Origin of the sequence: Longicatena caecimuris (assembly GCF_004341945.1) — a bacterium.
In the GTDB taxonomy this organism is placed as follows: domain Bacteria; phylum Bacillota_I; class Bacilli_A; order Erysipelotrichales; family Erysipelotrichaceae; genus Longicatena; species Longicatena caecimuris.
Map to the genome: position 1 here is coordinate 38366 of NZ_SMBP01000018.1, position 13882 is coordinate 52247.

The 13882-nt window shown below is 37.1% G+C and carries 10 protein-coding genes and 1 tRNA gene; 4 read left to right on the plus strand and 7 right to left on the minus strand.

From position 1 onward, the window contains the following. Window positions 1-40: 40 nt before the first annotated feature. The 3 genes from EDD61_RS10355 to EDD61_RS10365 are packed head-to-tail and all read right to left on the minus strand — an operon-like array spanning window position 41 to window position 3130. Entirely contained in the window at window positions 41-1069 is a 1029-nt protein-coding gene (locus tag EDD61_RS10355) for a M42 family metallopeptidase (protein ID WP_132225320.1), read from the minus strand. Window positions 1070-1105: 36 nt separating this feature from the next. Further along, entirely contained in the window at window positions 1106-1621 is a 516-nt protein-coding gene (gene pyrR, locus EDD61_RS10360) for a bifunctional pyr operon transcriptional regulator/uracil phosphoribosyltransferase PyrR (protein WP_008689801.1), read from the minus strand. Between the two features lie 57 nt (window positions 1622-1678). Next, the gene (locus tag EDD61_RS10365; RefSeq protein WP_008978853.1) at window positions 1679-3130 is read right to left on the minus strand and encodes a hypothetical protein; all 1452 of its coding nucleotides are present in this window, start codon (window positions 3128-3130) and stop codon (window positions 1679-1681) included. An 88-nt stretch (window positions 3131-3218) separates the two neighbouring features. Between EDD61_RS10365 and EDD61_RS10370 the strand changes: the two genes are divergently transcribed. After that, entirely contained in the window at window positions 3219-3629 is a 411-nt protein-coding gene (locus EDD61_RS10370; protein WP_132225284.1) for a DsrE family protein, read from the plus strand. A 32-nt stretch (window positions 3630-3661) separates the two neighbouring features. Then, window positions 3662-4108, plus strand: coding sequence for an NUDIX hydrolase (locus EDD61_RS10375; protein WP_132225286.1), 447 nt, complete (start codon window positions 3662-3664; stop codon window positions 4106-4108). A gap of 126 nt (window positions 4109-4234) precedes the next feature. Here the strand turns inward: EDD61_RS10375 and EDD61_RS10380 are convergent, their stop codons facing one another. The 4 genes from EDD61_RS10380 to EDD61_RS10395 form a co-directional block, all read right to left on the minus strand. Further along, window positions 4235-7462, minus strand: coding sequence for a DEAD/DEAH box helicase (locus EDD61_RS10380; protein ID WP_132225288.1), 3228 nt, complete (start codon window positions 7460-7462; stop codon window positions 4235-4237). 239 nt (window positions 7463-7701) lie between these two features. Then, on the minus strand, window positions 7702-8994 hold the full coding sequence (locus EDD61_RS10385; protein ID WP_132225290.1) for a GNAT family N-acetyltransferase: 1293 nt from the start codon (window positions 8992-8994) through the stop codon (window positions 7702-7704). A 131-nt stretch (window positions 8995-9125) separates the two neighbouring features. After that, the gene (locus tag EDD61_RS10390; RefSeq protein ID WP_132225292.1) at window positions 9126-10391 is read right to left on the minus strand and encodes a hypothetical protein; all 1266 of its coding nucleotides are present in this window, start codon (window positions 10389-10391) and stop codon (window positions 9126-9128) included. 124 nt (window positions 10392-10515) lie between these two features. Then, window positions 10516-10589 (minus strand) — tRNA-Trp (locus EDD61_RS10395). Window positions 10590-11103: 514 nt separating this feature from the next. On the opposite strand from EDD61_RS10395, the gene EDD61_RS10400 reads away from it, so the two are divergent. After that, the gene (locus EDD61_RS10400) at window positions 11104-13101 is read left to right on the plus strand and encodes an FtsX-like permease family protein (protein WP_132225294.1); all 1998 of its coding nucleotides are present in this window, start codon (window positions 11104-11106) and stop codon (window positions 13099-13101) included. 181 nt (window positions 13102-13282) lie between these two features. Continuing rightward, entirely contained in the window at window positions 13283-13726 is a 444-nt protein-coding gene (locus EDD61_RS10405; protein WP_008689787.1) for a GNAT family N-acetyltransferase, read from the plus strand. The last annotated feature ends 156 nt before the right edge of the window (window positions 13727-13882 follow it).

Here is a 13882-nt window from a genome sequence, read left to right on the forward strand (position 1 = left end):
AGAAAACCCGTACGAATCATACGGGTAAGAAATGCATTCTTTATTCCTCGCAAATATAGGCAAGGATCAATTTCATGGTGTTAAGGACACCATCGATATGTGTACGTTCCATACCATGAGAAGCGTGAACACCCGGGCCAATCAATGCCCCTTTGATATCATTTCCGGCATTTCTTGCGGCACTGACATCTGAACCATATTGTGGATAAATATCAATTGCATAGGATACGGTTTCACGTTTAGCCAGCTCAATAAGTTTGCTGGTAAGATCATAATCATAAGGACCACTGGAATCTTTGGCACAGATAGAAACATCTTGTTCTGTGCATGCCAAATCTAAGCCGATGCATCCCATATCGACAGCTAAAAGTTCAGCAATTTCATCTGGGATATGCGCCATACCATGTCCGACTTCTTCATAGGTGCTCATCATAAAGATCAAATCATAAGCAGGGGTAATGGCATTTTCTTTTAAATGATGTAAAATGCCCATCAACGCAGAAACGCTGATTTTATCATCTAAGAAACGAGATTTAATAAAACCACTTTCGGTAATTTGTACTTTTGGATCGATGGCAACAATATCTCCATTTTGAATCCCGAGTTTCTGCGTATCTTCCTTTGTATAAGTGACTTCATCAATGCGTACTTCCATTTCATCAATTTCACGTTTCTTCGTGCTGGCATCTTTATAGACATGGGCTGCTGGAGAAGTGGATAAAATCGTTCCGCTATAGCATTGACCATCTCTTGTATAGATACGGCAATATTCCCCATCCAGTGTCGGAATGATAGGACCGCCTAAATTGGTTAAGGCAAGCTTTCCATCACTTTTTATCGAGCGGACCATAAGACCTAAGGTATCGCAATGGGCGCATAAACCAAGTGTCTTATGATGATGATTACCTTTTACATAGATCCATAAATTGCCTTTGTGATTACGTTTTGTCTGATATCCGAATCGCTTTGCTTCTTCTTCAACGAAGTCGATGGCTTTTTTGGTATACCCGGTAGGGGAATCAATTGCTAATAACTTTTTTGCGAATGCTACAACATATTCTTTATTCATCATCATCTTACCTACTTTCTATTTTTACTTAGTGATTTAACGTGAGATGTACACACCATCACAATCATCAATTTCTTCAACTTTTACGCGAATCTGTTCCTGTAAAGAGCTAGGAATGTTTTTGCCGATGTAGTCTGCGCGTATCGGTAATTCACGATGACCGCGATCAACCAAGACGGCCAATTGTATCTCTTTTGCTCTTCCATAATGCATAATGGCATCCATGGCAGCGCGCACGGTTCGTCCTTTGAATAAGACATCATCTACTAAAATAACTTTCTTATCCTTTACCGGCATGGTTTGGTTTGGTAAAGGGTGTGCCTGCTCCAGATCATCACGCCAATGGGAAACATCCAATGCATAACAAGGTACCTGTACTTGCTCTACACGCGCAATCATTTTAGCTAAACGCTGAGCGAGAATTTCACCTCTGGTCTTGATGCCGACAAGAACGATATCTTCAACACCTTTGTTATGTTCAATGATTTCATGTGTAATTCTGGTTAAACTGCGGCGCAATCCTAAAGCGTCGATTATCTCTTTTGTTTCCATGCAGATCCTCCTTGAAAACACTACTCATAGTATACCTGTTTCCGCCTTTAAACGCAATCATTTCCCGTCTAGGATTTCATCAAGAATAGCATTTGCCAATCGCTCAAAAAGAAATTGTTTCTGATACGGTGTTCCCTTCGTACTCAGCTCATAAATACCTACGTTTTGTGTATATAGAATGGTTAAAAATTCATGAATGAGTTCTTGGCTTTTTACCTGATGATCATAAGCAGCTAAGGTTTGACAGAAGAAATCTTCTTTATCATGATGACCGAGAAATAAAGCGATGGCATCATCCAAACTCTCAACTTTTCGCCATCCTTGAAACTTTGCCTTTGCGTTTAAATAGAATAAGGCATGGACCGGATAAAATTGCAGACTGCTTTCATAGGTTGTCAAAGGAGTGATCTGATAACGAATAGTATCTTCTTCTTTTAGAAAGATGCCGGATGCATAATGTGCGAATAGTTGTTGCTTTTTTACATAAGAGATATCTTTACAGGCACTGACCTCACTACCGGTACTGACGATGGCATTATCAAGATAGTGCAAAATGCCGCTATCATCATAATAAGCACTTGCGGCTATCTTGCGGGTATGACAACTTTTCAATATGGCATCTAATAATTCACTTTTACCACTGTGGGTCATCCCGGCAAAGACAAGATTTTGTTGCTGTTGCGAACATGCAATATGCACCATGGAGGCATGAATAGGGAGATCATGCTTTTGAATACAAAGCGCATTGTATAAGGTTAAAATCATTTCTTTTAAGTAGAGAAAATGTAACATCTCATCCCCACCGCTGACCATACCGATGTATAAGGCATTTGTCTGATCGTAATAGTAACTCCGCTGTTTACGATGGCTTTGTAACCCAAACAAGAGAAGGAAATCATAAGTAACACCTGGTTCTGTAATAGGATACATGGCGGATAGAGCTGCCGCAAACCACAATGCTTTACGATGTAAAAAAACAATGCCTTGAAAATTGCCGATGCGGATACAGATGCCAAGATAGCTAGCGGCATCCATACTGATATCCCGATATAAAAAAGTATCGCTTTTTCGTATCGGATATTGATGAGAATGTTTTGCCATAGCGATGACCGGAACACTGTGTAACTGTACTTCGCTTAAGAAAGGAATATGACTCAAGGGAAGGTGCGCATAGGGATGCGATAAGGGGTGTTTCTTTACTTGATAGGTAGCATCAAAAGCAAATTGATGCATGGGTAAAATGGAGCCTGATTGTTGAACAAGACGACTCATATTTTCCCAAAGATGCTGTAAAGAGGGAGAAGGAACATCTGGCTTGGTGATGATGTGAATTTTACCAATAGCAGAAAAGTATTGCAGAAAAGTTAATAAAGGACGGTAAGGGAAAGGGTTTTTTGTTAAAAGAGAAAGCACCATGGTCTCTTCAATATCGTATGGATAACATTTTAATAATTCTTTTAAATAAGAGCGAGCACTGACTTCCTCATCAAATTCTAATGCAAACAGCATAGTATATCACCTGTTAAATAGGTATGCCCGCCATTAACAAAATAGTCAAATGATCTGTTGAAAACATACTTTCCTAGCAATCATCGTTATGTGTAAGAATAGATGTGCTATAATAAAAAAAAAGAATGCACAGAAAGAAGTGTTGAATATGAAAAAAGTTGTATTTCATATAGATGAAATGAAGAATTGGTCATTAACATTAGGAAATGTGAAGAATCTTATCACGTTTTATGAACATCATGATGAGGTGTTTCAAATCGTCGTCGTAGCAAATGGTGAAGCCGTAAAAGGATATGGGAAAGAGGATACACAGGAAAATATTGCAAAGGAAATCCTTGCTTTATTTGCTAAGGGAATATCTTTTCACGCATGTCAAAATGCGTTGCGTGCACAGCAGTTAGAAGCTGTCGATCTTCTTGAGCATATCGTCATTGTTGAAGCAGGTGTGGCTGATATTGTCGCATTGCAAGAAAAAGGTTTTACCTATATAAAACCATAACAATTGCATGAAAAATGAGAAGAGGTGGTCTTATGAAAATCAAATTTTATGAAAAGGTTGATGATGAAAAGTTGCTATTTGCGGTCATAGTGGCTAAATATAAGGAACAATGGGTCTTTTGTAAACACAAACAGCGCAACAGCTATGAATTATGCGGCGGACATCGAGAAGCAAATGAGTCTATTCTGGATTGTGCAAGACGGGAGTTTTATGAAGAAAGTGGAGCGAAGGAATATCAACTAATTCCCTTGTGTGTGTATTCCTGCCTTGGTAAAACACGCGTAAAAGAAAGCAGTGATGAGCATGAAACATTTGGTATGTTGTATTATGCAGAGGTGTATGACTTTGATGAACTTCCTGAAAGTGAGATACAGGAAATTGCTTTCTTCACGGATGTAAAGAAGATACCAGAGTGGACATATCCTCAGATACAGCCGATATTATTCGCAAAGGCACAATCCATGTTAACAAAGAAATAAAAAAGCGTTGAAAAAAAGCTTGTTTCTATAACTAAAAAAACGTTGAAAATCTTATAGACGAAATGAAAGAGGCTGTCCTTAAAAGCATATGCGCTTTGCAAGGATCCAGCCTCTTGTTCTTGTAAGTTAGAATAAATCCATAATTTCATCTTTGCTCATGCTAGTAATCAAACCGTCATTCAAGTGAATGATACTATCACTTAAATCTTGTTTTAATTCTTGTAAATGCATGATTTTTTCTTCGATTGTATCTTTGGCAATTAGTTTAACGACCTGTACATTGTTGTGCTGTCCGATGCGATAGGCTCGATCGGTAGCTTGATTTTGGGCAGATACATTCCACCATGGATCAAAGTGAATGACAACTTCGGCACTGGTAAGATTCAACCCGGTTCCTCCGGCTTTTAAAGATATCAAAAAAACCGGTGTAGCATCAACATTAAAGGCATTTACATATTGCTGACGCTGTACTTTTGGGGTGCTGCCTTTTAATAGATAGTAATCAATTTCGCGTTGCTTTAGCTCTTTTTCAATCAACGATAACAGTGAGGTAAACTGTGAGAATAATAAGACTTTTTTACCCGATGCACGACAGTTTTCGATAAATTCCATGCACGCGTTAATTTTATTGCCTACCCCCTGGTAATTTTCATACAGCAAGCGGGGATCACAGCACAATTGGCGCAATCTGGTCAACATACTCAGCACCATGATCTTACTATTTTCAAAGCCTTTTTGTTTAAAGCTTTTATGCAAATCTTCTCGTATCAAAGATACATTTGCCATATATAATTTTCGGGTTTCTTCATCTAATTCGATCATCATCGTATGTTCGACTTTTTCAGGAAGTTCTTTTAAGACATCTTTCTTTACACGGCGCAAGATGAACGGTTCTACCATTCGCTTTAATTCCTTTAAGGTTATAGGATCATTTTCTTTCACGATAGGAATCTCATATTGCTTTTTGAAGTAAGGGTAGGTATATAGATAACCTGGCATTAAGAAATCAAAAATGCTCCATAATTCCGCTAATGAATTTTCAATCGGTGTTCCGGTTAAGGCAAATCGATGGGCTGCCTGAATCTGTTTGACAGATACGGCATTCTTCGTATTATGGTTTTTGATATACTGAGCTTCATCAATGATTTGATAAGTAAAGTGGAAATTTTCATAGTGTTCAATATCACGTTTGAGATAATCATAAGAGGTGATCACGACATCATAATCTTTCGCTTTGTAGATTAAGGCTTTTCGTTCCTCCATATTCCCGGTAATCAAAATGCTCGTTAAGGCATCAGAAAATTTCGCGATTTCACTTTGCCAGTTCAAAATCAGTGAACTTGGACAGACAACAAGAGAGATAGCCTGTGGATCATGGAGCTTTTCATCTTCCAATAAAGTAATTACTTGCAAGGTCTTACCAATGCCCATATCATCAGCTAAAATTCCTCCAAAACCATAATTGGCCATCGTTTTTAGCCAGCGGAAACCATCTTTTTGATAATTTCGCAAAATGTTTTTCAGACTGTGAGGAACCTTAAAATCAGAGTCCTTAACATTGCGTATACTACGGATGATATCTTTAAAAGTCGCATCGCGCTCAACCTTGATCATCTCAGCATCTTTTAGGCTTTTATCGATGTATAAAGAACGATATTTGGGAACCTTGATTTTACCACTTTCGAGCTCTTTTTCACTTACATGCATGCCATCTAAAATAAAAGACAACTCTTGCAAAGCACTATCTTCAATATTGACAAAAGAACCGTTGCGCATACGATAGTATTTTTTATTCAAACGGTATGCTTTTAATACCTCTTGCAACTCTTCGACAGGAAAATCAAAGGTATCAAAATCAATTTCTAGCAAATCACTTTCAATACGTACACCCATAGAGATATTCACACTATCACGTATCTGCAGTTTGCGGAATTTCTCACTGGCAAACATTTCACAGGTCTGTGATAATTCTTCAAAGCCTTTATTTAAAAATTCATATATGGCATCTTGTGAATGTTCAATATAGGCAAGTCCTTCCATCGCGTCAATCCGTGTCATATATTTGGTAAAAATCAGACGTACGGCAATTTCATCATTGAAGTTGCGACTGGCGGATAAGGAAGTATCACTGAACGCATTATACATATCATCTCCATAACAATACAGCAAACGTGCAGATATGACATTTTGTTTCGGCATATCGATATACACCTTACATTCTAATGGTAATGGCGCATACATAGAAATATCTTCACCATGCAGAGGCAGATATTTTTTGACATTTAAAATAACATTATTATAGAAAGCACTCATCAAGCCATCTGACACGGTTAAGGTATTATGATGTTCTAAGCATCCGCTGAGCATTGGCTCACAGGCTTTTGTAAAATCTTTATCACAACGATAAAGGATATGATTCATAAGAACATATAGATGGTTTCGTCCTTTAAACAGACGATAGTCTCCTTCATTCAGAGAAATATGAAAAATCTGCTGGGCATCTTTGTGTATCTGTAAAGAAAAAGGGGGATTGGTAGCAAGAAAGCGCATGTTGATCAATGTTTTTTCTTTCATGCGATGCATGACATCCTGATCGGTATATAATTCATAAAATTCATCTAAAGCATCCGGCGTCATGCAAATATTACGGGATTGCGGGGCTTTTTCTAAGGCAGGATGATTTAAAAAATACAAAACATCATGTTCATGATGACGCATGAAATCAATCAGCTTTTGACTCGTTTCATCAAAGCTATAATAATTATGCATGAATTCCAGTTCCTTACCATAGGCTTTTTTTACATTATGGGCAATATCATCCAGAAATAATGCGATGTCTTTGACGATATATTGTTTTTCATTGCCGATTTTTAAGGTTAACGCAAGAATGTTTTTTTTACGTATTTCTAATACGGGTTCCAAATGAATGGCTGTTTTTAAGTTCATGGCCAATGAAGAATAGACGATTTGTTCTTCGTAGATATTCATGATCTGAATGGCATGTTTATCGACTACTTTATTTTCCATCTGTTCCTTTTCCGCGTTTTTGCGCTTACTGTCTTCCATTAGGCGCAGCAAAACAGCAACACAATGTGCACAGGTCATTTTTTGGGCATGCTCTTCACAGCCACACAAATGAGCTCTTACGATGAAGTCATCCTTATCGATTGACATATTCACTTCCCGATATACTTTTTTATCTACGACATTAGCATTGACCATAATGATCTCAGGACTTGAAAAGTCATCGATATCCAACGATTTGATGGCTTTTTCCTTCATCAATTTTTCTCCCTTTTCAAATGTTTGCTCATCGCCTGCAAAGTCACGTATCTGAGCTATTGTAAATTCCATACCATCACCTTATCTTTCATCTTATTATTGTATCATTATTTCAGATGAAACGCGATGAAGATTAAAAAATTTATCAATGTAAGAAGGAAAGAATTCATCAGAAGAAAGCGTAGAAATGCTACCACCATTCGTATTGGCAAATACCACCAATTTGTGAATACTTTGTATGCAATAGTATAGCATCACATATTCAAGATTTTACCTTTTTAACTTTTATAAAGTGAGAAATCACAAGATGGCTATGACGGTTTCTGCTTTAGGTAATAACAAACTTCATCAAAGTAGGTACCATCGTAATATTCATAAGCATCATGCAAGGTGCCTTCAAATTGAAATCCCAGTTTTTCGATAACACGTTTACTTTGTATATTAAAAGGGAAATGATAGACACTGATCATTGTGCAGTGCAGATCTTCAAATGCATAGCGTAAGACTTCTTTTGCAGCCTCGACAACAATGCCCTTGCCCCAATAGGGTTTTCCGATCCAATAGCCCAACATGCGATAGCCATTGCGAGGACGATGTTGATCCGCATCTAAGCTGATGAGTCCATACAGAGTATTATCCGTTTTCTGATAAATGCCCCATGTGTGATCGTTTATCAGAAAATTAGATAAGATTAGTTTTGTTTCTTCCAGAGAAGCATGCGGCTTCCATCCACACATGCGAGCAACGTCAGGATCTTTAGCCATCTCGTACATTTGTACATGATCTTGCATAGACAGTCGCTGCAGCCGTAAACGCGTTGTATCCTGTAAACGTTGACGTGTTTTATGGGATTGCAAAATACTAATGAGATGATTGGAATGTGCAAGTTGCTCTCTTTGTTCACAAATGGCCAGATGAAAACGCAGCCATTCTTCATATTGTGGTTTTGTTAATGCGTTGATCCGTTCTGCCAATACTTCTGAAAGTCCATCTTGACTAAAGGTTTTTAAAAGCGTAAAGCCCATGCTTTGAAAGAGTTGCTCTGCTTTCTGCACATAGGTGCTTACAAAGGGATCATTGATGACTTTAAAGGTAGTTGGATCATATTGTGAGCTATTCAAAAAAGAACTATTCGGATATAAGGCTTCCGTGGTAAACACGGCAAGGTTACTAAGAAATGCACAAAAGATAATTCCACCATCTTTTACAACGCGATGCATTTCATCCAAACAGATTCGTTGCTCTTCTTCTTTAAGATGATATAGAGGTCCCATACATAGTATGATATCAAAACTATCATCTGAAAACCTGGAGAGATCCATAGCATTTCCTTGGTGAAGGGTCAGCTTCATCTGTTTCTTCTTTTGTTGTTTCAAACGATTTAGGTGATGGGGCATCAGATCCATGGCACATACCTCATAGCCTGCTTCAGCAAGCGGTAAAGCATAAGCTCCAGTGGCAGCTCCTAAGTCTAAAATACGTTCATGTCCATGCAAATATTGTGTAAGATACTGCATGGTCGTAAGAAATTCGATATGCGCTGCGGGTGATTTCTGTAATCGTTCTTCTTCATGAACATGTTGATAAAGTTCTTCTAAATTCATAAATATCAGCCTCCTGTAAAGCTTATTGTACCACTGATAAAATGCCTTCCAATAAATCTGCATGTATAGGTAAAAGACGCTTGTTAAGAAGAAAAAAACAAGGCATATGCAAAAGAAATGGGAAAAGATAGTTAGGCGAGATTTAATCTATCTTCAAATAACAATAGTTGTTTATAATTGCGTGTTAGAGGAAGCAGAGCTTTTAACTCATCGTGGTAAACCTTATGAAATTCCGGTGCCAGAGTCTGTAAGACAGGTAACAGTGTTTTCATGATATAGGTTTCCAATGTCTGGGCATTTTGACCATCACGCTTTAAGATAAAATAGTGCCAACAATCGCGTAATGCTTTACTGCAGGCTTGTACATCAATTTTTTGCATGATACAGGTTGGCAATGTTTTATCAAGACAGAATTGTGCATGACACATCCATATCAATAAAGGCAAGGGGGAATGGCTCTTTGTATCGAAAGAAGATTGATAACATGTCAGCGCTTTGGCATATTGTTTCTGATAATAATAACATCCGCCAATATTATAATAGAAGATAGCAAGCGTATGAGAAGAAAGGCTTGTTTGTTTCATATAAGATAAAGCTTTTTCTTTATAGAATTCAAATTGCTGGGGCTCTATAAAAATGGCAAGATTACTCATCCAATGATATATGGAAAAAAGCGCATGGGGATTGTCCTTATGCATTAGCTCATATTGTTCACATTCCTTTAAGATGAGAAAAGCTTGTAGATAGTCGTGATGTTTATCACTTAAATGTAAGACAATACCAATTGAAAAGCGGGTGATATGATGATGGTAATGCATATGGAATTGTTGATAAAGTTGTTCTAATACAATGTTATTATGGGGAAAAGTACATTGCCATTGATAAAGAGCATCCTCCATCATGATTTGCAAGGATTCACTTAGAAAATCATGACAGGATAAAAATAATTGGTAATCTTTTGATGAAAGATATTCCTGACTTGTCCAAAGGCGAGTAAAGACTTGTAATATGCGGATATAAAAGAATTCCTGCACATGTTGCTGATAAGGAAGTAAGGATTGCAATAAAGCTATGCAGATGGCACGCATAGCTTCGTCATCATAATGCGCATAAGCAGAAAGCATAGCCGATAGCATTTGCTCGATATGTTTATCCATAGGGTGCGTATAATTAAAGGATAATGCAAATTGATCCAGTAACGTATCATAAATATCATCATCTTTTACAATTTTTCCTTGTTCTAAAGATATCAATGTCCGTAAAGAGAGGATCCCTACTTTATCAACAAGCTGTTGTTGTGTCCAGCCGGCTTGTAAACGCAGCCATCGTATCATAGCGCCTAATTGTTTTTTATTATGTTCATTCAGATATAATTTTTCTTTATGTGTTGTTTTCATGCGTTTATTATAGCATATTGAGTATTATCTTTTGCTATGGAAAGATATGGTCTGTTTATAAGGACCTCTCTGCCCCTGCCAGTTTATAAAAAAAGACACCGTTTCGGTGTCTGGCTATTTTTCATGGCAGGGGTAGAGAGGATCGAACTCCCATCAGCGGTTTTGGAGACCGTTATACTACCATTGTACTATACCCCTAAGATTTAACTGCTTAACTATATTACCATAGAAAATAAAATCTGGCAATAATAAAATAAGGAAAAATATGTACTTTCTAACATGCCAGCATATGGTAAAATAGTATTCATACGGATGGAAAATATTGTCTTTTTGTTTTATAGGAACAAACTTGCCATGTTCAGCATTCTGTTGCCTAATTTCGCTTTGACTACTTCCTATAGCATATTCCATTCGGCATTTATCATCATAAGATATCTTTATTTCATAAAGTCGGATTGTATGTATGACGCAGGCATCTGCTGAAGTACTTCATAGTCTCTTGCTGCTTACTTAACCTTTAGTTCTTTTTCTTTTATAGTTATAATATAACGTATCATAAGGCATTCTAGATACATAACCCCTCTTATGCTTTTTTGGCCAATGCTATGTGGAAAAATTTATTATTATTTCAAATTTGTAAGGAAAGTGTAAGTGACAACGATGGCAGCGAGATACTTGTTCTTTTATAATTACAGTGAAAGAAGGGATGTAAATGAAATTAACCAGACTTGCGCTGCATAACGTCAGAAAAAGCTATAAAGATTATATGATCTATTTTCTAACTCTGATGTTTTCTATCTGTTTATTCTATACCTTTAATTCCTTTCAAGCGCAAAAGGAAATCATGTCATTAAATGACTCACAATCCATCATGCTACAAACACTTGGCATTTTCATGGGAATCTTATCCGTTTTTGTGGCTATCGTACTGGCCTTTCTGGTCATGTATGCCAACAACTTTTTGATTAAACGACGGAAAAAAGAATTTGGTTTATATATGTTGTTGGGCATGGAGAAAAAAGATATCTCTAAGGTTTTAATTTATGAAACCGTATGCATTGGTGTGGTATCACTTGGTGTTGGATTATTACTAGGTATATTGTGCTCACAAGGCTTAGGCATCTTTACCGCACATCTGTTCTCAGTTCAAGTAAATTATAACTTTGTCTTCTCGCCATCAGCAGCTATTATCACTGCTATCTCCTTTACGATTATTTTTCTGGTTATCATGTTGCTGAACACCAGAGTTATAGCGAAAGTAAAATTGATAGAACTATTGCAGGCTGAGCGTAAACAGGAAAAAGCTAGAATTCAAAAACCTTTCATCGCTGTACTTATCTTTATCGTTTCTTTGTTGTTGTTAGGGGCAGCTTATTATCTGGCGACACGCTCTACTCAGATGTTTGCAAGCTGTTTAGTTCCTATTCTTATTATGGGAAGCTTAGGAACATTGTTCTTCTTTTTGTCCCTATCGGGTTTTCTCTTACAGTTCATACGTTCCAGCAAGCGTTTATACTATCGCGGATTGCGTATGTTTGTATTACGTCAGGTAAATGCCAAAATCAATACTAGTTTTGTTTCTATGAGCATAGTTTGCCTCATGCTGTTATTAAGTGTAGGAGCCTTATCTGTAGGATGGAATCTGAATGATTCATTAAAAACATCCTTGGATACACAGACACCATATGCTTATTCCTTTACCCAATATCAAAAAGCTGATACACAAAAGATGCGTCAGATCTTGATGCTAGACACGGATAAAAATATAACGAGTAGTGAGACAATTTCCGTTTATACGGATCATCTGAAATTAAAGGATTTATTTAATTATGCGAAAGATGTAGACACTGGTATGTTGTATAAAGATGCAAATCTGGAAATTATCACATTAAGTGACTTTAATAAAGCCAGACGTGCCTGGAAGTTATCTCCCATGCAGTTAAAGCAGGATGAAACTTTCTTTATCAGCGGCTCATCTAGTATCATTCCAACCTTAAATGAAATCGCAGAACAGACGAAAAAGCCACTGCAGGTGTTTAATCATAAACTGCATTTACAAGTAAAGCAAGAGGAAGCCATCAATATTGCCACAGAATTTGGGTTTAGTACAGGGGCTGCCATCGTTGTGCCTGATGCCATATTGCCACCGCAAATAGCTAGCCATCATACTTTCTGGAATATTGATGTTAAAGATGAAAGTAAGATCGAGGCATATGATACGAAGGTACATGAGAATGCAAAGAAGCTGTTGGGAACGAATGAACAAACTCTTCGCTATTCTTCTATGACTCGTAAATTGATTATTGATAATCAGGCAGGATTGGGTATGCTGTTCACGTATGTCGGTTTGTATTTGGGAGTAGTCTTCTTAGTGGCAAGTGCAGCAGTATTAGCATTGCAACAGCTTTCTGAGGCTGAGGATAATCAAAAACGTTATTTGATTTTAAGAAAAATCGGTACAAGTGAAAAGATGATGAATCATTCCATCTATGCACAGATATCTATTTATTTCTTATTGCCATTAGTGTTGGCTGTTATTCATGCATCTGTTGGTATTCCTGTAGTATCTACATCTTTAATGTCCGGTTTGGGAATCGGTGATATAGGATTAGCTAATTTCTTCTGTGCCATTGTCGTTATCTTAATTTATGGAAGCTATTATGTATTTACGTGCATGAGTTATAAACAGACACTATATGCAAGAAAGTAAGAATTCAGCTTAATGATTAAAGAAAAAGCATACTTAGGATATGCTTTTTCTTTTGCTCATGGTATGCTATAGGTAAGAAAAATAATCTGATAATGAAATAATATTTTTATCTATCAGCATGTATAACGATGGGTTTAAAAAACATTGCATATACGCAAATATGGAAAGGAGATGAGCGTAAATGCGAATTGATCGGATATCGAAACAAGAAGATGTTCAGGTGAGGGAGCTGATATGGAAAACCTTTTTGCGATTTGATGCAGTTGATTATAGTGAAGAAGGTGTGAAGGATTTCTATGCCTATCTGATGCGGGATGATCTTTTTGAGCGTCTCATCTTTTTAGGAGCATATGAAGAGGATATTTTGATTGGAGTAATGGCAATGTGTGAGGGACACATCTCACTTTTCTTTGTAGATGAACACTACCATCGCAAAGGGGTAGGGAAAGCTTTGTTTCAAAGCATGTTGCGTTTACAAAAACAAATGATCATCACGGTGAATTCCTCACTCTATGCAAAAGAAGTGTACGAACATTTAGGCTTTCGCGCCATCAATCATGAAATTGAAGCCGGCGGCATTCGTTATATTCCGATGTTGTATACAAAAAATGGGTATCTTTTATAAATGATTTTATCCTTAAAACATATGAGGAAAAAAACCTTTCATTAGGAAATGGTGGGAGTGCGTCGTAAATTCAATATTTATTAGATAATTATAATGATGGAAGGAAGAAAGCGTTATTAACCTTACCGACAAATTTATTTGATTTAGAAAAACTAC

Bases quoted from the DNA above. Each gene is read 5' to 3' on its own strand.
- EDD61_RS10355 (WP_132225320.1), bottom strand. From the start codon at position 1,069: ATGAATAAAGAATATGTTGTAGCATTCGCAAAAAAGTTATTAGCAATT.
- pyrR (WP_008689801.1), bottom strand. From the start codon at position 1,621: ATGGAAACAAAAGAGATAATCGACGCTTTAGGATTGCGCCGCAGTTTA.
- EDD61_RS10365 (WP_008978853.1), bottom strand. From the start codon at position 3,130: ATGCTGTTTGCATTAGAATTTGATGAGGAAGTCAGTGCTCGCTCTTAT.
- EDD61_RS10370 (WP_132225284.1), top strand. From the start codon at position 3,219: ATGTGTAAGAATAGATGTGCTATAATAAAAAAAAAGAATGCACAGAAA.
- EDD61_RS10375 (WP_132225286.1), top strand. From the start codon at position 3,662: ATGAAAATCAAATTTTATGAAAAGGTTGATGATGAAAAGTTGCTATTT.
- EDD61_RS10380 (WP_132225288.1), bottom strand. From the start codon at position 7,462: ATGGAATTTACAATAGCTCAGATACGTGACTTTGCAGGCGATGAGCAA.
- EDD61_RS10385 (WP_132225290.1), bottom strand. From the start codon at position 8,994: ATGAATTTAGAAGAACTTTATCAACATGTTCATGAAGAAGAACGATTA.
- EDD61_RS10390 (WP_132225292.1), bottom strand. From the start codon at position 10,391: ATGAAAACAACACATAAAGAAAAATTATATCTGAATGAACATAATAAA.
- EDD61_RS10400 (WP_132225294.1), top strand. From the start codon at position 11,104: ATGAAATTAACCAGACTTGCGCTGCATAACGTCAGAAAAAGCTATAAA.
- EDD61_RS10405 (WP_008689787.1), top strand. From the start codon at position 13,283: ATGCGAATTGATCGGATATCGAAACAAGAAGATGTTCAGGTGAGGGAG.